The 20,636-nt window shown below is 66.5% G+C and carries 22 protein-coding genes; 13 read left to right on the top strand and 9 right to left on the bottom strand.

Annotated features, from left to right (window positions below):
- Positions 1-267 precede the first annotated feature (267 nt).
- Positions 268-1,794 (top strand): PucR family transcriptional regulator, encoded by a 1,527-nt coding sequence (locus R4P95_RS15450; RefSeq protein ID WP_213576835.1) that lies wholly within the window; start codon positions 268-270, stop codon positions 1,792-1,794.
- A 24-nt stretch (positions 1,795-1,818) separates the two neighbouring features.
- On the opposite strand, the gene R4P95_RS15445 is transcribed toward R4P95_RS15450, so the two are convergent.
- The 5 genes from R4P95_RS15445 to R4P95_RS15425 form a co-directional block, all read right to left on the bottom strand.
- Positions 1,819-3,180 carry a flavin monoamine oxidase family protein gene (locus tag R4P95_RS15445; protein ID WP_213576836.1) on the bottom strand — a complete coding sequence of 454 codons (1,362 nt, stop codon included), beginning with the start codon at positions 3,178-3,180 and terminating at the stop codon, positions 1,819-1,821.
- Between the two features lie 50 nt (positions 3,181-3,230).
- Positions 3,231-6,410, bottom strand: coding sequence for an NAD-glutamate dehydrogenase domain-containing protein (locus R4P95_RS15440; protein ID WP_317746042.1), 3,180 nt, complete (start codon positions 6,408-6,410; stop codon positions 3,231-3,233).
- 149 nt (positions 6,411-6,559) lie between these two features.
- A complete protein-coding gene (locus R4P95_RS15435; RefSeq protein WP_317746043.1) occupies positions 6,560-7,720 on the bottom strand; it encodes an MFS transporter in 1,161 nt (386 codons plus the stop codon).
- A 4-nt stretch (positions 7,721-7,724) separates the two neighbouring features.
- On the bottom strand, positions 7,725-8,189 hold the full coding sequence (locus R4P95_RS15430) for a hypothetical protein (RefSeq protein WP_317746116.1): 465 nt from the start codon (positions 8,187-8,189) through the stop codon (positions 7,725-7,727).
- Between the two features lie 17 nt (positions 8,190-8,206).
- The gene (locus R4P95_RS15425) at positions 8,207-9,133 is read right to left on the bottom strand and encodes an AEC family transporter (RefSeq protein WP_317746044.1); all 927 of its coding nucleotides are present in this window, start codon (positions 9,131-9,133) and stop codon (positions 8,207-8,209) included.
- Positions 9,134-9,274: 141 nt separating this feature from the next.
- Here R4P95_RS15425 and R4P95_RS15420 point away from each other — a divergent pair, with 141 nt between their 5' ends.
- The 3 genes from R4P95_RS15420 to R4P95_RS15410 all read left to right on the top strand — a co-directional run bounded on the left by R4P95_RS15420 (position 9,275) and on the right by R4P95_RS15410 (position 11,485).
- Positions 9,275-10,321 (top strand): serine hydrolase domain-containing protein, encoded by a 1,047-nt coding sequence (locus R4P95_RS15420; RefSeq protein WP_317746045.1) that lies wholly within the window; start codon positions 9,275-9,277, stop codon positions 10,319-10,321.
- 75 nt (positions 10,322-10,396) lie between these two features.
- A complete protein-coding gene (locus tag R4P95_RS15415; protein WP_317746046.1) occupies positions 10,397-10,792 on the top strand; it encodes a DUF6153 family protein in 396 nt (131 codons plus the stop codon).
- A 75-nt stretch (positions 10,793-10,867) separates the two neighbouring features.
- Positions 10,868-11,485 (top strand): DUF305 domain-containing protein, encoded by a 618-nt coding sequence (locus R4P95_RS15410; protein WP_317746047.1) that lies wholly within the window; start codon positions 10,868-10,870, stop codon positions 11,483-11,485.
- A gap of 72 nt (positions 11,486-11,557) precedes the next feature.
- Here the strand turns inward: R4P95_RS15410 and rpsR are convergent, their stop codons facing one another.
- From rpsR to rpmB, 4 genes are read right to left on the bottom strand one after another with little or no spacing between them, the layout of a single operon-like run.
- Positions 11,558-11,812, bottom strand: a complete 255-nt coding sequence (rpsR, locus tag R4P95_RS15405) for a 30S ribosomal protein S18 (protein ID WP_005238639.1) — start codon at positions 11,810-11,812, stop codon at positions 11,558-11,560.
- 9 nt (positions 11,813-11,821) lie between these two features.
- The gene (rpsN, locus tag R4P95_RS15400; RefSeq protein WP_109332620.1) at positions 11,822-12,127 is read right to left on the bottom strand and encodes a 30S ribosomal protein S14; all 306 of its coding nucleotides are present in this window, start codon (positions 12,125-12,127) and stop codon (positions 11,822-11,824) included.
- A 12-nt stretch (positions 12,128-12,139) separates the two neighbouring features.
- Positions 12,140-12,304 carry a 50S ribosomal protein L33 gene (gene rpmG / locus R4P95_RS15395; protein ID WP_109332619.1) on the bottom strand — a complete coding sequence of 55 codons (165 nt, stop codon included), beginning with the start codon at positions 12,302-12,304 and terminating at the stop codon, positions 12,140-12,142.
- Positions 12,304-12,540, bottom strand: a complete 237-nt coding sequence (gene rpmB / locus R4P95_RS15390; RefSeq protein ID WP_317746048.1) for a 50S ribosomal protein L28 — start codon at positions 12,538-12,540, stop codon at positions 12,304-12,306. The genes rpmG and rpmB overlap by 1 nt, the downstream gene beginning before the upstream one ends.
- Positions 12,541-12,649: 109 nt before the next feature.
- Here rpmB and mrf point away from each other — a divergent pair, with 109 nt between their 5' ends.
- The 9 genes from mrf to R4P95_RS15345 all read left to right on the top strand — a co-directional run.
- Entirely contained in the window at positions 12,650-13,912 is a 1,263-nt protein-coding gene (gene mrf / locus R4P95_RS15385) for a ribosome hibernation factor-recruiting GTPase MRF (protein WP_317746049.1), read from the top strand.
- Entirely contained in the window at positions 13,909-14,163 is a 255-nt protein-coding gene (locus tag R4P95_RS15380) for a type B 50S ribosomal protein L31 (protein WP_109332605.1), read from the top strand. The genes mrf and R4P95_RS15380 overlap by 4 nt, the downstream gene beginning before the upstream one ends.
- Positions 14,164-14,224: 61 nt before the next feature.
- A complete protein-coding gene (gene rpmF, locus R4P95_RS15375) occupies positions 14,225-14,398 on the top strand; it encodes a 50S ribosomal protein L32 (RefSeq protein ID WP_109332604.1) in 174 nt (57 codons plus the stop codon).
- A 53-nt stretch (positions 14,399-14,451) separates the two neighbouring features.
- Positions 14,452-15,060, top strand: coding sequence for a trimeric intracellular cation channel family protein (locus R4P95_RS15370; RefSeq protein WP_213576844.1), 609 nt, complete (start codon positions 14,452-14,454; stop codon positions 15,058-15,060).
- 65 nt (positions 15,061-15,125) lie between these two features.
- Positions 15,126-15,812: a response regulator transcription factor gene (locus R4P95_RS15365; protein WP_213576845.1), complete on the top strand. Its 687-nt coding sequence runs from the start codon at positions 15,126-15,128 to the stop codon at positions 15,810-15,812.
- Entirely contained in the window at positions 15,812-17,290 is a 1,479-nt protein-coding gene (locus R4P95_RS15360; protein WP_213576846.1) for a sensor histidine kinase, read from the top strand. The genes R4P95_RS15365 and R4P95_RS15360 overlap by 1 nt, the downstream gene beginning before the upstream one ends.
- Positions 17,291-17,415: 125 nt before the next feature.
- Positions 17,416-18,846, top strand: a complete 1,431-nt coding sequence (locus R4P95_RS15355) for a trypsin-like peptidase domain-containing protein (RefSeq protein WP_317746050.1) — start codon at positions 17,416-17,418, stop codon at positions 18,844-18,846.
- Complete coding sequence (locus R4P95_RS15350; RefSeq protein WP_109335291.1) at positions 18,846-19,406, top strand: molybdenum cofactor biosynthesis protein B; 561 nt, start codon at positions 18,846-18,848, stop codon at positions 19,404-19,406. Before R4P95_RS15355 ends, R4P95_RS15350 begins: the two co-directional genes overlap by 1 nt.
- Before the next feature lie 804 nt (positions 19,407-20,210).
- A partial coding sequence (locus R4P95_RS15345) for an MspA family porin (RefSeq protein WP_317746051.1) occupies positions 20,211-20,636 on the top strand: 426 nt, incomplete at its 3' end.

Here is a 20,636-nt window from a genome sequence, read left to right as displayed (position 1 = left end):
CCGCTCGCGGGACGTCCTCCCGGTGAGATACGGATCACTTAGCGAATCATATTCGTTAAGTATGCGGAGCCTCGGGTTCGGGTGCAAGACCTCAAACGAACGAAATTCGTTAATGTTGTGTTTCGGTGTCCGTACAGGTCACCGGTACCGAATCCTCTGACAGAATGGAGTCGATGCTCGGGTTCCGATGGCCGATCTGTCCAGCCACGTTCCCGGGATGACGGGTCAGGGTGGCACACACCAGACCGCAACGCGCAGGAGCCCGACATGACCGTTCCCGTCCGCTGGATGTTGTCCCAGCCGGATCTGGCTCTCGAACTCCGGGGCGGAGCCGCCGGCCTCGGTAACGAGATCACCTTCGCCATCACCACCGAATTGTCCGATCCGTTCCGGTGGCTCTCCGGTGGGGAACTGCTGCTTACCACAGGGCTGCGACTGCCCCTGACAGCGGCCGACCGGGCCCGGTATCTACGCGGACTCGACGGCGTGGGAGTGGCCGCCGTCGGATTCGGCACGGGGCTGTCGCACCCGGAGGTGCCGGAGGACCTCGTCGCTGTGGCCGACGACCTCGGTCTTCCGCTGCTGGAGGTGCCGTTGCCGACCCCGTTCGCCGCCGTCGTCAAACGCGTGATGAACCGTCTGGCCGAACAAGAATACGAGTCGGTCCTGCGGGCGTCCCGGGCACAGCCACGGATGACGCGGGCCGTCATCTCGGGTGGAACCGGCGCCACCGTCCGTGAACTCGCGATGGCCACCTCCGCCACGGTGCTACTTCTCGATCTGTCCGGCAGGGTACTCGAACACCATCCCGCGCGACCGGACGACGAGGTACTCGACGAAGTGCGCGATGTGCTGGCGGCAGGAACGGGTGGAGCGTCGAGCAGCGTGTCGCTGGCGCGGTCGGGGGCCTCGATCACCGTCCAGCAGATCAGTGTCGGAAGCACCCCGCACGGGCATTTGGCGGTGATCAGTCCGACGGCGCTCAGCCACGTCGATCAGATTCTGCTGGGTCACGCCAATTCGCTGCTGGCGCTGGACTTCGAGAAGCCCGCTCGCTTGCGCGTCGCGCAGAATCAGCTCAATTCGCACGCGCTCGGTCTGCTGCTGACCGACGATCGCGATCTGGCGCCTGCGTGGGAGCAGATTCGGGGCGCGACCGATGCCGACGGGATGGTGCGAGGTCTGACGGTGGTCGCCGAGACTCTGGAACTCGCGCAGCGGGTGGAGTCGGCGGTCGCCGCGGCGATGGACACGGTTGGGCGCCAGCTCTTCTCGCGTCGCCACGACACCCGGATCACAGTTCTTCTCCGTGGAACCGACGACGTGGACTTCGCACGGTCGATGCTGAGCGCGCTGCCCCCGGGCACGCGCAAGGCGGTCCGAGCCGGGTTGAGCGGGCGACGGGAGCTGTCCGGTGTCGTGGCGGCGATCGAGCAGTCGCAACTCGCGGCGTCGGCGGCCGAAGCCGGGGCCGAACCACTGGAATTCGCGGCGCTCACCGGCAGTGCCCTACTCGCGTTCAGCGCGACCCGCGAAGTACTCAATTCGCTGGCGGACACGATGATTGCGCCCATCGACGACTACGACCGCGTCAACGGCACAGAGCTTCTGGCGTCGTTACGGGCGTTTCTCGAGGCGAACGGGCATTGGGAGTCGGCGGCCGCCGCGATGGGCGTGCACCGGCACACCCTGCGCAGCCGGATGGCGCGGATCGAAGCCCTGATCGACTGCAGGCTGGACGTTGCGCGGGTGCGCGCCGAACTACTGCTCGCGATCATCGCCCGGCAGTCGTGACTGCCGGGCGATGATCGACGCGGTCTACTGTCCGAGGCGCGCGACGATATCCGCGGCGGTGCGCTGACCCATCCGGACGGCGCCGTCCACGTGCTGGTAGCCCTCGGCCGCGATGTCCGAGCAGGAGAAATGGAACGGCCCCACCGGGGTCCGCGTGTCCTTTCCGTACCGGTGCAGGCCACCGAGGTCGAAGCTGGCGGCGTACGCGCCCCGCGTCCATTCCTCGGAGCCCCAGTCGGACTCGTAGTACACCACCGGCTCGGCCGCCTTCGGTCCGAGGTAGCGGGCGAGCGAGCCGAGAATGGTGGCGCGACGCTCCTCTTCGCTCAATTCGAACATCGCGTCGGCTTTCTCGTCCGACACGAACGCGACGAGGGTACCCCGGGTGTCCTCGTAATTGGTGTTGTCGTACACCTCCTGCACGATCTCCGAGGCCCCGAAGCCGGTGCCGGACAGACCGTCTTCGCGCCAGAACGGCGTCTCGTACACGGCGTGCACCTTGATGACGAGTCCGAGTGACTGATGCTGATGCATCTGGTGCTGGCGGCGCGGCAGCGGCGGATCGTAGGAGATCCGGGAGTACAGGTTGGGCGGCACCGCGAGCACGACCCGCGACGCCTCCACACGGACGTCGCCGTCGGCCAAAACGACGGCACCCTGCTCGCTCCACTGCACGGTGCGCACGGGTGCGTTCAGGAACACGTCGTCCCCGAGTGCGGCGGCCATCCGGATCGACACCTGCTGCATGCCGCCGATGACGCGCTTGTCGAGGATGAAGTCCTCGTCCACGAGGTGCGAGAACGAGCCGGCGGACGCGGCCATCAGGACGGCTTGCAGCGCGGAGAATGCGTGCGCGGGCTTGGTGAGCATGCCGCCGGCGATGAACAGGCCGATGTTGTCGCGGGCTTCGGCGTCGTCGGACTGCTCGATCAACCAGTGTTTGAACGAGATGGTGTCGAGCTCGCGGGCACGGGGATGCGCCCAGGGCTCCTCTGCGCCGACCTGCGCTGCGAGGTCGTCGAGAATGGAGATCAGGCGGTCCATCTCCTTCCGCGTCGTCTCGTCGACGGGAAACGATTCACCGGTGTAGCGGGTGCGCTTCCCGGCGGCCGAGATGTAGACGGATTCGCCCTCGCGGTAGCGGTCGAACGTCTCCAGGCCGAGCTCGTCCAGCAAGGAGATCAGCGCCGTCTGATCGGGCGAGACCCATTGGCCGCCGATTTCGAGCGTGGCCCCGTCGATCGTGTCGGTCCAGGTGCGTCCTCCGACGCGGTCGCGCGCCTCGAGGACTGCGACGGACAGGCCTGCCTTGCGCAGTGCGGTCGCGGCGGCCAGCCCGGACGGGCCGGCACCGACAATGGCGACATCTCGCTGGAGAGTGGGCACTTTCGAACTCCTTCGATCGGTGGTGAGGTATGGGGTTACGGCGATAGGGGTCATCGGCAGCGGGTCAGTGCGAGAGTGAGCTCGGCATCGATCACGCAGATACTCGAATTGTCCACCCGATCGCGACTGCGGAGCTCGCCGAGCATGTGTGACAGCCGTTCCGCGGCCGTCGGATGCCGGTCGAGCCAGGCGGCGACGGCGTCCGCCGCGGAGGTGTCGGGGGAGGCGTCCTGCAGAACCGAACCGATCAGCGCGTGCCAGTGCTCCTGCAGGTTGTCGACGAGGACGGCCGCCGCCATCGTCTCCCAGTAGGCGGTCCCGGTCTCGCCGACGGAGAATCGTTCCGACAGCCAGTCGAGGCCGATGACCTTGCCGAATTCTCGGTAGGTTTCCGCAACCTGGGTGATCGGCAAGCCGAGTGTGCGTGCGGTGTCCTCGAGTGCGAACGCTTGCGCGAGGATGCGCAGCGTGCTCAAGTCCTGCGCGGGTGCACCGGTCAGCCGGGGCAGGGCGGTAGCCAGTTCGCGGACGGGGTCGGTGAATCGCTCGATCGACGCGCAAGCGTCGGTGTCCGCGGTGCGGTGCCGCAGGAGCCACGACGTGGTGCGCTCGATCAGGTCCTGGATGCCGAAATGCAGATTCAACCTCGTGCGGTGGGAGGCACCCGGCAAGGCCAGTACCTGGTCCCACAAGCGATCGATGTCGAACACCTGCCGCACCACCGCGTAGGCGCTGGTGATGTCGGGGGTGCCGACACCGAGGCGCTCCTCCAAGCGATGGATCAGTCCGGGTCCCACCCGGTCGATCATGTCGCCTGCGACGAGCACGGCGACGATCTCGCGGGCTAATCGGTGACCGCTGATCTGCTGCGGTACCCGCTCCCGGATCGGTGCGGGAAAGTAGTCCGCCAGGACACCGTCGAACACCGCGTCGTCGAGGACCGGGGAGGCGAGTAGTTCCGTGACGACGAGATTCTTGGACTGTGCCAACAGGACGGCGATCTCGGGACGGACCAGTCCCTGCCCGGCGCGGTGTCGTGCAGTCAGTTCCGCTGCGGTCGGGAGGACCTCGGCGGACCGACTGAGTCCTGCGTCCCGTTCAAGGTTCTCGATCAGCCGTTCATGACGTCCGAGAAGGAAGGGGGCGTGCACCTCGGCGAGACTGATCGCGAGGGTCTGGGCCGACGCGTCGGCCAGCACCGACTCGGCAATCTCGTCCTGGACGCGAGCGAGGAGCGAGTTCCGTTCCGCGGCAGGCAGTTCTGCGGCCGCTACCGCCGCGTCCACCGCGATCTTCAGGTTCACTTCGCGATCGGAGGTGGCGACACCGGTGGCGTTGTCGATGAAGTCCGCATTGATGCGGCCGCCCCTCAGCGCATACTCGATGCGGGCCCGCTGGGTGAACCCGAGGTTCCCGCCCTCGCCGACCACTGCGGCGCGCAGCATGTCGGCGTCGACGCGGACGGAGTCGTTGGCCGGGTCGGCAGCGTCGGCGTTGCTTTCCGCGGACGCCTTGACGTAGGTTCCGATTCCGCCGTTCCACAACAGATCGACCTCGGCCGTGAGCAGGGCCTTCACCACCTCGTGCGGGGGCAGTTCGGCTTCCTCGACGCCGAGCCGTTCGCGCACCCGAGCAGACAGCGGAATCGTCTTGGTGGTCCGGGGCCACACCCCGCCACCGGCGGACACCACGTCGCGGTCGTAGTCGTCCCAGCTGCCTCCCGGCAACCCGGCCAGTCGTTCGCGCTCGCGGTAGGACGCTTCGGAATCCGGGTCGGGGTCGAGGAAGATGTGCCGGTGGTCGAAGGCGCCGACGAGGCGGATCGCGCGACTGAGCAGCATGCCGTTGCCGAAGACGTCCCCGGACATGTCGCCGATTCCCACCACGGTGAACGCGTCGGTGTCGACGTTCTTGCCCATCTCGGCGAAATGTCTACGTACCGAAACCCATCCACCGCGTGCGGTGATACCCATCGCCTTGTGGTCGTAACCCGCCGAACCTCCGGAGGCGAAGGCGTCGCCGAGCCAGAAACCGCGGCGCACCGCAATGCTGTTGGCGAGGTCGGAGAACCGCGCCGTCCCCTTGTCGGCGGCCACCACCAGATACGGATCGTCGCCGTCGTAGAGCACGGTGTCGCGGGGGTGCACCACCTCGCCGTCGACGATGTCGTCGGTGACGTCGAGCAGTCCCTCGATGAAGGTCGTGTACGCCTGCCGCACAGCATCGGGAGTCGGATCGGTGCGCACGACGAACGCGCCCTTCGCGCCCATCGGAACGATCGGCGAGTTCTTCACGTGCTGCGTCTTCATCAGTCCCAGTACCTCGGTGCGGAAGTCGTCCTTGCGGTCCGACCAGCGCAGACCGCCGCGGGACACCGTGCCGCTGCGCACGTGACTGCCCTCGACTATTCGAGAGTGCACGAAGATCTCCCGGTAAGGGGTGACGGGAGCGGACAGCGAGAGCAGCGCAGGATCGATCTTGAACGCCGCCGCGGTGCCGGTTCCCGCCGTGCGGTCGTGCTGAAACCAGTTGGTGCGCAGTACGGCCGAGATGAACGACAACAGGCCGCGCAGCAGGCGGTCCTCGTCCAACGTCGTGGTCTTCTCGATGGCGGTGAGGAGGATCTTCTCCGCATCCGCGACGGCCGCGCCCCGATCGGTCTGCGCGGGATCGAAGCGAGCCGCGAACAGTGCGCCGAACCCGCGCACGAAACTGCTGTTGCGCAACAGGATTGCCACGATGTTCGGCTCCGACAGGCCGAGTCCCACCTGGCGGAGATAACGGCAGGCCGCACGGATCAGGACGGCGTCGGACCACGACACATTGGCGGCCGGAATGAGACGGGTGAATCCGTCCACCTCCAACTGGCCGGCTGCCGCGGCCCCGAACGCGGCGGAGACGAGGCCGGGAGTCGTGCTGTCCCAGGCGGAGCCGTCGGTGCTGAAATCGAAGCGGTGCACTACCGTCTCGCCGAATTCAGCGGCGGGAAGCTGCTCATGGGAAGCAACCCGCAAACCGAGGTCGGCGAAGAGCGCGACGAGTTCCGCGAGTAGGGGAGCCTGCGGCCAGACCATCACGGCCGCCCGCCCGGACCCGGTGTCGGCGGGGTCGAGGAAACGTAGCTGCGGAGTCGTGTCGCCCGATGCTTGTACCGCGCTCGATACGGCGCGCTCGTCCTGATGTGGACGAGGAGTGTCGGTCGTGCTCGGAATGACACCGGTAAAGCTCATCGTGTGGCTCCTGACCCCTGATCTGGCAAACGCGTGACTGGGGACAAGTCTGCCGAGGAGAGACGCACGCCACAGCCGACGAAGTGGAGCGTCGAGCAGCGGCCGGTGCGACATTTAGGCACCCGTGAGTACTTATTAACCGCGGGTGGTTATGAAGTACGCACGGCTCGCCAGGTGGACACCGCCGCCGTGCCCAGAAGACCTCCGGTGATCACGAAGATCGACGCCGTGCCCGCGACACCGGCCATAGCGCCTGCGGTCAAGGGGATCAGCACCTGGCCCAGGCGGTTACCGGTCAGGCGCAGAGACAACGCGGCGGCCCGGTTGGGGCCGGTGACGAGGCCGGTCACCCAGGTCATCGTCAGCGGTTGCCCGATGCCCCAGAAGAAGCCGGCCACCACCAGGAGCAAGGCCATCCACCACGGATCGCGGACGAACGGCAGGAGCGCGGTGGGCAGCGCCGAACACAAAGTCGCGGAGATGAGCAGTCGCTGTCGCGGTGCCCGGGTGAGCAGCCACGGCAGAAACGCCCGGGACACGATCGATGCCGCCGTGCGCGCGGTGAGCAGCAACGACACCAGGAGAACGCTGAAACCGAATTCGTGGCCCAGGACGGGCAGATAGGCCACGACGACGTCGACGGAGGCGAGGACGATGAGGCTGCTGAACACCGCGGGTCGCATACCGGGCGTCGAGATCATGCTCGCGACGGATTGCTGCTGGTCTTTCGCGGCCGGCTTCCTGGACTGCGGACGCTCGCGGATCGGCCACGCGAACGGAATCGACGCCAGCGACACCGCGGCCATGACCGCCAGCGCGAGAGTGGTCTGCACCGGTCCGCCGTCCGAGCTGCGGGCCGCGATCAGCCCCACGACCGGCACGCCGACGGCCTGACCGACCGACACGCCGAGGGTCAGGCCCGCGAACCCCTTGTCCAGCTCGCCCGGTTTCGACAGCAAGGTGATGAATCCCTGCCCGGCCACGGTGACGAGGATCTGGCCGAACCCGAGGACCACGTTGCCCACGGCGAGCACGATCAGGTCGTTGCTGAGCGCGATCACCACGACACCGAGTGTCGTGAGCGCGACGCCGGTACGCAGGACTGCGGCCGCGTGCCGCTGGTCGACCGCCCGCCCGATGCGGACCGCGACGAGCAGGGGTGCCAGCGAGAACAGGGCCGTCACGATTCCGATAGTGACCGCGTCACCGCCGAGAGCGAGGACACGGTACGAGACGAGAACGCGGACGGCGTGATAGACGGCCTGTAGTAGTGCGGTGGCGATGCAGACGTTGAGGAACCAGTGCTTCAACGGCTCACCCGTTGATCACCCGACGAGCGCCGAGCGGCGCCTGCAAAGGCACCTCGAGCGTGCCGAACACTGCGACCAGGATGCACATCTTGTCGGCCGACTCCGGCAGGCTTCCGGTGCGTAGGGAGATGGTGACGGTGGTGTCCGTCTCGGTGACGGTCGCATCGGCGCCGTAACACTCCGGGGTTCCGGTGACGAAATGGATCGCGACCTTGTTGCCGTCGGCGCGGGACCACGACTCGAACGGGGTCGGATGGGCGCGGACGATGTCGGGCCGGGCGGTGAACACCGTACCGAATTCCTCGCCGGGTACCTCGCTGGGCACGGGCATCCCCGACGACGGATGGGTGGGGCTCGGGTCGACGGCGGATGCGATCTCGGGGGGAATCGTCGGTTCGTCGGTACTCGAGGTGGACCCGCATCCGGCGACGGCAAGGCAGGCCAGCACTGCGAGGGCGATTACGCGCATAAGCCACGGTAACCCCGTCACGCGAGCAGTCCTGAGACCAGCGCAATTGCCGGAATCGCCGCCAAAGTGGTGACGAAGGCCGTGTCCCGCGCCAGCACCGTTCCGCACCGGTACCGGCTGGCGTAGACGAAGACGTTCTGCGCCGTCGGCAGGGTCGACACAACCACGATCGCGAACAATTCGTGTCCCTCGAGGCCGAGCAGGTATCGCGCCATCAGGTACGCGAGGACGGGTTGCACGCCGATCTTGAGCACCGAAGCCAGTGCGACGTCCCGGCGTGGACTCGTTCCCTTCTCGAGGACGCGCACCCCGTACAGCGAGATACCGAAGGCGAGCAGGGCACCCGGTACGGAGGCGCCGCCGATGAGCCGGAACGGTTGCATCACCGCTTCGGGCGGGGTCCAGTCGACGAGGGCAAGCACCAGTCCCGCGGCGCCGGCCACGACGATCGGATTCTTGAACGGGGCGGTCACGGTCTCGAGTCGCGATGCGCTCCTGCGCAACGTGGTGATGTCCAGGATGGTCAACGCGATCGGCGAGTACACGATTATCTGGAACAGGAGCAGTGGGGCCACGAACGACGCGTCACCGAGCACGAACACCGCAATGGGAATGCCCAGGTTCGCGGAATTGACGTACGACGCCGACAACGCCCCGATCGTCGGCTCCGGAAGCGACCTGCGCAGCCATACCCGCGCCACCACCATGTACAGTGCGCCGACTGTCAAAGCGGTCGCAGCAGCGACGGCCAGCGTCGGCGAGAAGATCACGGAAAGGTCGGACGATGCAAGCGAATCGAACAGCAGCGCTGGTGTCGCGACGAAGAACACCAGCCTGCCCAGGACGGATTCGCCCTCCGCTCCGAGCGTTCCACGCCGGCCGAGAATGTAGCCGATCGCGATGATCACGAAGATGACGGTGAATCCCGCAACTATTCCCGACACGCTGCGGGGCACCTCCTCGACCGGTGAGCCTCTTGTCGGCAAACCGTCCGAAGTCTAGTGGGCGCCTTTCCGGTGGGTGACAATAGGCTCGAGCGGGAACCGGGAGAGGCACGCGCGTTCGGACGTGCACGAGGAGTTGCGATGCTGCGTCGGACGACCATTCTGTGCGCGCTGTTCTGCGCCTGCGTTCTCACGGCGGTCACGGCTCCCGCTACGTCTGCGCTGGCGCCCCCATCGAGCGGCGACCCGCAATTGGTGTCGCTCGCCGGACAGGTTCTGAGCCGCAGCTATCGTGAGAACGCCAGTGTCGCATACGTGGACGTCACCGGAACCCGGTTCGCCCACTTCGGCGCGGCCGACGACACCGAGTACGAGATAGGTTCTCTCACCAAGACGTTCACCGCGCAGCTGTTCGTCGATGCGGTGGCGCGCGGTGAGGTGCGCGAGGACACCACCGTCGGAGAATTGCTGCCGTTGCGTGGTGCGCCGGTCGCTGACGTGACCCTGCTCGAATTGGCCTCGCACACGTCGGGAATGGCCCAGTTTCCGATGACCACCGATGCCGTTGTGGCGGTGGGCCACTGGGTGTCCGCGACCAATCCCTTCACATACGACCGGGAGGCGCTGCTGCAGCAGGTGCAGTCGGCGCAGCTCGGCAGTCGCGGAATCTACGCGTATTCGACGGTCGGTTTCGCGTTGCTCGGACAGGCGTTGGCCGCAGCAGTCGGCACCGACTATCCGTCGCTCTTACGCGAACGGATGCTGGTACCGCTCGGGTTGTCGGATACCTGGTTACCGCTGACTGCGGCAGACCTGCCCGCCGACGCCACCCGCGGATTCGACGTACTGCACCGATCGCAGGCCCCGTGGCCGCTCGACGCCTACGCTCCCGCCGGTGGGCTGCGGTCCACGGCGGCGGACATGGCGGGCTACGTTCGGCAGCTTATCGACGGCACGGTGCCGGGCAGCGCCGCGATGGATCAGCGGTGGATCGGCAACACCTACCGGGCATTGACGTGGTCGGTGGTGCCGTTCGAGGGCCGCGAGTACACGCTCCACGGCGGGGCGACGGGCGGCTTCCAGTGCACCGTGGTTCTCGATCGGCGTGGCGAGCGCGGATTGGTCATCCTCACCAACACCATCGGTGGCCTCGAGCAGCAGGGACTGGACATCTTGTCGTCGCTCTGAGCTCATGCGAGTGCGACCAAAGGCTCGGCGTCATCGTCATACCCCTGGCGGGTATGTGCCGCTACAGTGGAAGTCATGACCCCGGCGGCGAGACGAAGGCGTGTGCCCACCGCACGCATTGCGTTGCTGGTCACGCTGGCGGCTGCGGTCCTTGTGATGCACAGTGTCACCGCCGCTTCCGCTCCGGCTCATGGCGGTTCGTTGCATGCCGTGGCCGCCTCGCACGACCCCGGCACGAACCACGGCCACGACTGCGGAAACGAGTGCGAACAGTCGCACCCCAACGGACATCACTGCGCCGGCGTGGTCGTCGTGGCACCGGTGCTCACGCGTGCGACGGTGCCCTGCGTGGCCGGTGCCGAGGCGCCGTCGCCGACGTCGCGGGTGAGTGTCGACCGGGTGCAGTCCGGACGTGGACCACCGGCGTGGACCGTGTTGTCATTGGCGCAGCTGTCGATACTGCGGGTGTGACGGGGAGTCCGGAGCTCAGGGCTCCGGCGGAGCTTGCTGCCACTTTCCCGAAGCATGTCCATGAGGAGATTTCCCATGCGTTCCACCTATACAGCTTTCATTGCCGCGGCGGCCGGCGCCGCGCTCGTCCTCGCCGGCTGCGGCACCGACTCGTCCGACCCGAGCAGCTCGGGCGCCTCGGCGACGTCCCACTCCCTGTCGACCTCGGCCGAGGCCGGTAGCGGGGCCGAAGCATTCAACGACGCCGATGTCACGTTCCTGCGCGGCATGTATCCGCATCATGCGCAGGCGGTGCAGATGGCCGAGATGGTCGACGGCCGCACCGACAACGCCGAACTGCTGGCGCTCGCCCAGCGGATCGAGGCCGCTCAGGCACCGGAGATGGATCAGATCACCGGGTTGCTCGCTCAGGCGGGTGACACCGCTCCGACGTCAACCGGTCACGAAGGGATGGACCACGGGCCGGGTGACGGAATGATGTCCGAAGACGACATGTCCACCTTGATGGGCATGTCGGGGCCCGAGTTCGACCGGATGTGGCTGACGATGATGATCGAGCACCATGAGGGCGCCGTCGAGATGGCCGACACCGAACTGGCGGAGGGCGAGAATCCCGATGCCAAGCAACTGGCCACCGGCATCGTGAGCGCTCAGCAGCGGGAAATTGCCGAGATGCAGGCGATGCTCGGCTAGCTCCGCTCGGAATACGCCGAAGGTCGCGTAGTCCGTGGACTACGCGGCCTTCGGGTGTCTGTGAAGAAGCTGCTACCGGCTGGTGAAAGGCAGCAACGCCATCTCGCGAGCGTTCTTGACGGCAACGGCAACCTGACGCTGCTGCTGCGGAGTCAGGCCCGTCACGCGGCGGCTACGGATCTTGCCGCGATCGGAGATGAACGTGCGGAGAAGGTTGATGTCCTTGTAATCGACGTACTCGATCTTCGCCGCGAACAACGGGTTCTTCTTCGGCTTGCGTCCCTCGACGGGACGCGGCTTCTTCGACGGTGCTCTCTTGACTGCCATCTTCTTCCTTTACCAGCTCGACTTGTGGACGCCTGGCAGCTCCCCGCGGTGTGCCATCTCGCGAACACGCACGCGAGAGAGCCCGAACTTCCTCAGGTGGCCGCGCGGACGTCCATCCGCAGCGTCTCGATTGCGCAATCGTACCGGACTCGAGTCCCGGGGCAGACGCTGCAGTGCCGTCTGCGCCTGCGCGCGCTCGTCATCGCTGCTCGACGGGCGGCGGATGACCTCTTTCAGTTCGGCCCGCCGCTCCGCGTAGCGCGCAACGATGATTTTGCGCTGTTCGTTCTTTGCGATCTTCGACTTCTTCGCCATCGGGGGTGTCTTCTACTTTTCTTCTCGGAAATCGACGTGGCGCCGGACGACGGGGTCATACTTCTTCATCACCAGTCGGTCGGGGTCGTTGCGGCGGTTCTTCCTGGTGACGTAGGTGTATCCCGTACCCGCCGTCGACTTCAGCTTCACGATCGGACGGATTTCGTTCCGGGCCATCAGACCTTCTCTCCGCGGGCCCGGATCTTGGCAACCACGGCCTCGATTCCGTCCCGGTCGATGGTTTTGATCCCCTTGGCGGAGACGGTGAGAGTGATCCGCCGCCCCTCGCTGGGCAGAAGATATGTCTTCCTCTGAATGTTCGGATCCCAGCGCCGATTGGTGCGCTTGTGGGAGTGCGATACGGATTTGCCGAATCCTGGCCGGCGTCCGGTCACTTGGCAATGTGCCGACATGGGCATTCCTTTCTGTCTCCTCCCGCATCCAGGCGACTACCGGTCAGCAAGGTGATGACAATCATTTTCGACAACGACGAAAAACCAATGTAGCGTTTCTCGGTAAGCAATGACAATCGTTATCGAAAGGGTGCTCGTGAGCGAGATTCACCGGACGCCGCTCGTCCTGGTATCCGGATGGAGCGGCCCCACCGACACCGTCGCGCGGTCGCTGCTCCGTGACGACACCGTGGTCGTGCATCACGACCTCGACCTCGTGCACGAAGGCGTCGTGCGGCGCACCGTCACCACGATGGGGTCGGGGCGAGAGCGCACCCGCGTCGGAATCCTCGAGCTCGCGCACGGCTGTATCTCCTGCACACTCCGGGAAGACCTGCTCCCGTTGCTCCGCCGCCTTCATGCGCGCAGCTCCGTGCAGCGCATCGTGTTGCACCTCGACCGCCGGCTCGAACCCGAGGCCGTGTGCTGGGCAATCGAGCACGTGGTGGTGTCCGGGGTGGTCGGCCAGCTTGACGGAACCGCCTCACGCGATGTCCGTGTCGAGGCCGTGATCACGTGCATCGACGCCCAGACGTGGCTCGACGACGCGACCGGTGACGAGGCTCTGGACGACGACCGGACCGTCGCGCAGGTCGCCGTCGGGCAGGTCGACTTCGCCGACGCCCTGGTGGTATCGGGCAGCGCCGGCGACGGGTGGCAGCAGGCCAGGCTCCACGCCGTCCTCGCGCGGCTCGCTCCCGGCGCACCGATCGCTTGGGACGTCGACGGACTCGACGTCGAGCGGTTACTCCTGGAAATCCCCTCCGGTGCCCGGCGCGGCGAGCTGACGAACGCCCACTCACCTCTGCTGCGGGGGCAACCTCCGCTGTCGCACGACTGCGGGGTCATGATCGTCGAGTTCTCGGCGAACCGGCCCTTCCACCCCGAGCGACTGCACGAGGCCATCGACGTTCTTCTGGAGGGTGTGGTCACGGCGCGCGGCCGGGTGTGGGTGGCCACGCAGCCCGACGAGGCGCTGTGGCTCGAATCCGCCGGTGGGGGACTGCGGGTGGCGAGTGCGGATCGATGGCTGGCCGCGATGACCCCGGCCGAACAGGACCAAGTCCCCACGGCGCGGCGAGCAATGGCGGCTCTGTGCTGGGACGAACGATTTGGCGACCGGCACAGCTCGATGGTGGTCCTGGTGCACGCGGCCGACCCCAGCGACATCGACCGGACGCTCCAGTGGGCGCTGGTCACCGACGAAGAACTCGCCGACGAGGCCGCGTGGGAGTCGTGGCCCGACCCGTTCGGCCAGTTCCACGAAGACCCCTGCGACAGCAGCGAATCACCGTACGCAGAACCCGACAGCTCGAGAGAGGGACACGAATGAAACCGAACATTCACCCCGACTATCACCCCGTGGTCTTCCAGGACGCCAGCACCGGAACCACGTTCCTCACGCGGTCGACGGTGACCAGCGACCGCACTGTGGAGTGGGCGGACGGCAACACCTATCCGCTGGTGGTGGTCGACGTGACCAGCGAGTCGCACCCGTTCTGGACCGGCGCGCAACGCGTCATGGACACCGCGGGCCGCGTCGAGAAGTTCGAACGCCGATATGGAGTGCGCAAGCGCCTGTGAGTACTTCTTAACACTCCGTGGTTGAGAAGTACTCACAGGCGACGAAGGAGGAGAGAGAAAGATGGCAGTACCCAAGCGCAAGATGTCGCGGTCCAACACGCGTAGTCGCAGGTCGCAGTGGAAGGCTCAGGTTCCCGAGCTGGTGGAGGTGACAGTCGGGGGAACCACCCATCGTGTACCCCGCCGGTTGGTGAAGGCCGTGAAGTTGGGATTGCTGGACCCGGCTGACAGGTAGGCCCGGCCCGGCCGGGACGAAACGGCGGCAGGCCCGCGTGCGAACCTTGGCGGGTGCTGCTCTACATCCTCGAACTGGTGGGCATCGCGGCGTTTGCGGCGTCGGGTGCCCTGGTGGGCGTGACGAAGCGGCTCGACATCTTCGGGGTGTGCGTGGTCGGTGTCTTCACCGGTATCGGTGGTGGCATCGTCCGCGACCTCCTGCTGGACATCCATCCGCCCACGTCGCTGGGGAGCTGGCCCAACTTCGGCACTGCCCTCGGCACGTCGTTGCTGGTGTTCTTCCTGCACTCGGCGCTCGGCCGACTGCGCCGAGAGATCCTCGTGCTCGATGCGGTGGGTATGGGCCTGTTCGCGAGTACGGGTGCGGTGATTTCCCTCGACCACGGCGCGAGCCCGCTGGCCTCGTGCCTGATCGGTGGCACGGCGGCCATCGGTGGGGGAATATTGCGCGACGTGTTGGTGAATGAAGTTCCGCTGCTGCTCCACAGGGATCTCTACGCAATCCCCGCGCTCCTGGGGTCGGCGCTGGTGGTCGTGTCGAGTGAACTGGGGTCCGGTCCGAACGCCGCTCTGATCGCGGGCACAGCGCTGGCCTCGGTGCTCCGTCTGCTCGCACTCTGGCGAAAGTGGAGCCTGCCGGGACCGCGCATCGTGGAGTGATCACATCCGGCTCCGTACCGACCCTTCTCAGCCATTACTCAGTCGGCCGGGTCAAACTGTCGGGTATGCGCATTCTGGTGGTCGACGACGATCGGGCCGTGAGGGAGTCCTTGCGGCGGTCCCTGAGCTTCAACGGGTACTCGGTGGAACTGGCCGTCGACGGTATCGATGCGCTCGAGAAGGTGGCGGCCGCACGACCCGATGCGCTGGTGCTCGACGTGATGATGCCGCGCCTCGACGGCCTCGAAGTGTGCCGGCGGCTGCGGAGTACCGGTGACGACCTGCCGATCCTGGTTCTCACCGCCCGCGACTCCGTGTCGGAGCGGGTCTCTGGACTCGATGCGGGAGCCGACGACTATCTTCCCAAACCGTTCGCCCTCGAGGAACTGCTCGCCCGGCTGCGCGCTCTGCTACGCCGGGCGGCGCCCGAACCGGGAATCGACTCGGAGAAGATGACCTTCGAGGACCTGACCCTCGACCCGGTCACCAGGGAGGTCACGCGCGGCGATCGGTCCATCAGCCTCACCCGTACCGAGTTCTCGCTGTTGGAAATGTTGATGGCCAACCCGCGCCGGGTGCTCACCCGTGGCCGCATCCTCGAAGAAGTGTGGGGTTACGACTTCCCGACGTCGGGCAACGCCCTCGAGGTCTATGTGGGGTATCTGCGTCGCAAGACGGAGGCTGATGGGGAGCCGCGCCTGCTACATACCGTCCGGGGCGTCGGCTACGTGCTGCGGGAGACTCCGCCGTGATGGCTGTGCCGTTCCACCGAACCGCCGACAAGCCGGGGTTGCCGGGGCACGAACCGCACGCCACCGGCCGCTACCACACCGGACCGATTCCGCTGCCGCCGGAGATGCGTCCACCGATGCCGTTGACGCGGTCGGTGTCGCTGCGCTGGCGTGTCACGCTCCTCGCGGCGTCGGTAGTGGCAATCGCGGTGGCCGTGATGGCGATTGCCGCCTACGCGGTGGTGTCCCGGGCGCTCTACGCGGACGTCGACAATCAGCTGCGCACGCGCGCATCGGCGTTGATCGACAGCAATCTGGTGACGTTCGACCCGCGCTACATCGCGGGTGCGACGCTGTACACGACGGACATCAGTGTGGCGCTGATCTTCCCGGACCTCGACACGTACACGCCGCCCGGTTCGAGTGTTCCCATCGGCGAGCCCGAGTTGGCGGTCGCCCGTGGTGAGGAGGGCACGTCGCTGCGTACTGCCGAGAACCAGCGGGTGCTGGCCGAGCGCACCCAGGACGGCAGCACCCTGGTGATTGCCCAGCGCCTCGCACCGACCGGTGCGGTGCTGGACCGACTGGCGTGGGTGCTGTTCGTGGTCGGTGGGTGCGGTGTCGTTCTCGCGGCGGTCGCCGGAACGACGGTGGGACGCACCGGGCTCCGGCCGATCGCGCGGCTCACCGCGGCCACCGAGAGGGTGGCTCGCACCGATGACCTGACCCCCATGCCGGTGACGGGTAACGACGAACTCGCGCGGCTGACCGAGAGTTTCAACACGATGCTCCGGGCGCTGGCCGAATCACGTGAGCGCCAGAGCCGGTTGGTGGCGGACGCCGGTCACGAACTGCGGACACCGCTCACCTCGTTGCGGACCAACATGGAATTGCTGATCGCGTCGAGCCGCCCTGGCGCTCCGCACATTCCGGACGAGGACATGGCCGAACTGCGCACCGACGTGGTAGCGCAGATCGAGGAGCTGTCCACCCTGGTGGGCGATCTCGTCGATCTCGCCCGCGAGGATGCGCCCGAGACGGTGTTCGAGCGCGTCGACCTCAGTGAGGTGGTGGAACGCTGCCTCGAGCGGGCGCGCCGCCGCCGCAACGAGATCGACTTCACCGCCGTCACCGTTCCGTGGTTCGTCTACGGCGATCACGCCGGGTTGTCCCGGGCGGTATTGAACGTGCTCGACAACGCGGCCAAGTGGAGTCCCACCGGTGAGCAGGTGCGTGTGATGATGAAGCCTGCCGGCGAGGGTTTGCTCGAGCTGACGGTGGACGACGCCGGCCCCGGCATCCTCGAGGAAGACCGCGAGCTGGTGTTCGACCGCTTCTACCGTTCCATGGCGTCGCGCTCGATGCCCGGCTCGGGATTGGGGCTCGCCATCGTGCGGCAGGTAGTCGTCAAGCACGGAGGCACCATTGCCGTGGACGTCTCCGAGCGGGGCGGTGCACTCATCCGCATCGTGCTTCCCGGGGAACCGGAGTCGGAATAACCTGGGGAAGGGTTGGGCAAACTCAAAGGCCGGTCTCAGGACCTTCTCAGTCCCACCGGGCAGTCTCGTACACAGAGACGGTGCGGCTGCCCCTGCGGGTGGCCGCGGGAGATGGAAGTGATGCGATGACCGAAGATCGAAACAGTTCCGACAGCAACAGTCGCGACACCGGTGACCAGGCTGCCCGGCCCGCTCCGGGTTACCAGCCGACCGAGCAGTTCCCGGCCACGCCGCACCGCCCGGCCGGACCGGGCCCGCAGGCCTACGGATCGGCGGGCTACCAGCAGGGCGCCCCGTACGGCGTTCCACATCAGTCCACACAGCAATTCGGGCAGCCGCAACACGGTGCGGGACCCCAGCAGGCCGCCCCGCAGCAGGGAGCGCCCACGGGGTCGTTCTCCGGTCACTACGGGCCGGGACAGCCGGCGTCGGCAGCGACGGCCAAGCGTCCCGCGCGGACGGCCATCGTCGTCGGGGCCGTCGCACTGGCGTTGGTGAGCGGCGGCATCGGCGGTGCCGTCGGTTCACTCGCTACCCAACGGGACGGCAACGGCGCTGCGGTCACCAATTCACTCGACGCTCCGAAGAACAACACCGCAACTCCCGCGGCCAACGCCCCGGCGGGCTCCGTGCAGGCCGTCGCGAACAAGGTGGTCCCGAGTGTCGTCCAGATCGAGGTCGCAACCGCCGGCGGATCCGGTGGGGAAGGGTCGGGGGTCGTGTTGTCCTCCGACGGTCTCATCCTCACCAACAATCACGTCGCCGGCGCGGCGGCGAGAGGAGGCAAGCTGACGGTGGCCTTCTCGGACGGCAGTACCGCGGACGCAACCCTGGTCGGCGCCGACCCGGTCTCCGACCTGGCTGTCATCAAGGCATCGGGCAAAACGGATCTGACACCCATCGAACTGGGAACGTCCGCCAACGTCCAGGTGGGCCAGCAGGTGGTGGCGATCGGTTCGCCGCTCGGGCTGGCAGGCACGGTCACCGAAGGAATCATCTCAGCCCTCAACCGTCCGGTGTCGACCTCCGGTGAGTCGGGCAACCAGAACACCGTCATCGATGCCCTGCAAACCGACGCGGCGATCAACCCGGGCAACTCGGGTGGCGCTCTCGTGAACATGGACGGGCAACTGATCGGGATCAACACGGCGATCGCGAGTATCGGCGGAACCGGAGCGGGGGAGCAGAGCGGCTCCATCGGCCTCGGATTTGCGATTCCGGTCGATCAGGCCCGCCGCATCGCCGACGAGTTGGTCGACACCGGCAAGGCCACGCAGGCCATCATCGGCATCCAGGTTCCGTCGCAGGATGCCGCCAACGGTGCCACCGTCGTCGAGGTGACGCCGGGCGGCCCGGCCGAGAAGGCCGGAATTCCGAAGGGGTCGGTGATCACCAAGGTCGACGACCGTGTCATCACCAGCGGTGACGCCCTCATCGCTGCCATCCGTTCCCACGCACCAGGAGACACAGTGTCCATTACGTACTCGGACGGAAACGGGTCGAACACCAAGACCGTCGATGTCACGCTGGGAACCGCAGAACAGGGCGGCCGATGATGAACGCAGGGATCCTCGGGCAGGTCGAGTCCGTGTTGAACGGGGCCACTACGGTAGGGACCATGGATATCGAAGCCTCGCTGGCCGGCCGCGCGCTGGTAGTTATCGTCGACGACCGCACCGCCCACGGTGACGGCAAGGACTCCATCGGTCCGCTGGTCACTGAGTTGCTCAACGAGGCCGGGTTCATCGTCGACGCCATCGTCGCGGTGGCAGCCGATGAGGTCGAGATTCGCAACGCCCTCAACACCGCCGTCATCGGCGGGGTCGACCTCGTCGTCTCCGTCGGCGGTACGGGTGTCTCGCCGCGTGACGTCACGCCCGACGTCACCGCGGAGGTACTCGACCGGGAGATTCCGGGAATCTCCGAAGCGCTGCGCACGTCCGGCCTCGCAGCAGGTTCCCTCGACGCCGGTTTGTCACGCGGTCTCGCGGGTGTGTCGGGGAGCACGCTGGTGGTCAACCTGGCGTCTTCGCGCGCTGCCGTGCGAGACGGTATGGCCACGCTGACGCCTCTCGCGTCGCACGTCATCACCGAGCTGTCCGGTCTGGAAGGCTGAGCCATCTCCACTTCCCCTCCGTCGGACGGCGAGCCGACCGAGAACGCAGCACCGAGCCGGGCCCCGATCGACAGGGCCCGGCTCGCGCGCATCTTCGGGGACGTCTTCCCCGACACCACCGCCGACGAACGCGGGCCCGACGACGCCTCGAGTCGGGATGAACGGGGCAGTGAATCCGACGAGTGGCTGCGCCGCCAGAAACCTCCCCATCACGGATAGTTATCGTCGGAAAGAACTACCGTAAGGCAATCGTGATCTGCTGTCTGCCTCTGGAATCAGCCGAAGTTTTTGTATCCGGCGGCGGACCGGGGCACTCGTGGCCCAGGCCACACTTTGCTGCGACATCGACGGTTTTCTTCGCCCAGAACAGACATCGTTCTAGCTCGTGAACCAGGTGTTAACGTTACCGAACTTCACGTGAACGCCGCATGAATGCGCTGGTCAGCGAAGCGGCGCGAGGTCCGAATTCTCGCCGAAATCCCACACGGTGGACACGTTTTGCGATGTGGCATACATCACGATTCCGTTTCCTCAGGAATTAATTGCTTAAGCAACCAACTCCCGGTTACTGTCCTCGGCGAGTCAGTACTGGAGATGGAGGGCAGGGTCGTGTGCCGTTGCCCAGTCGAAACTCTGATGCTTTGTCAGTGATTTCGACTTCAGTGCGGTAATCAGGTTGTGATAACCCGGAATTCACTCCGCGGTCATGACGGCCGTGAATGCTGCTCTGGGCCCGACATGGACCACTCCTCAGTCTCGAAGGTCGTGACTGGGAACCAGCAAGAATCCTGATGAGGGGAACGAATGAGCGAGAACCGAAAGACCGGTCTGCGCCGTGGAGTCCGCGTTGCCGGCCTGGGTGCCGCTGCGGCTGTTGTGCTCGGCCTGATGTCGACGGGTGCTGCGAATGCAGATACTTTTGTGCCGCTGCCGGGTGGTGAGAAGGTCGTGAACGCCGGTGGTGTGAGCGCGAAGATCGCCCGTAATGCTGAGAGTGCTCTGGTTTCTCCGTCGCTGGCCGCTAATGGTGCTGGCCGCACGGCGTGGGTGTCGGGCGATGTGTTCGCCGAGCTCGGTGGGGAGATCCCCGAGGAGGGTGCGACGCTGACCACCGGGTACATCGTGGGTTGCCAGGTCGACATCACCGGTCTGAAGGGCAAGCTCAGCGCGGATCTCGGTTTCGATGCGCTGGGTATGGGTGGCTCGTTGTCGGTGCCGATCGAGGCCGGC

Origin of the sequence: Rhodococcus sp. IEGM 27 (assembly GCF_033142305.1) — a bacterium.
GTDB lineage: Bacteria > Actinomycetota > Actinomycetes > Mycobacteriales > Mycobacteriaceae > Rhodococcus_F > Rhodococcus_F oxybenzonivorans.
Note: the sequence above shows the minus strand (reverse complement) of the source record. Positions and strands in the feature narration are given on the sequence as shown.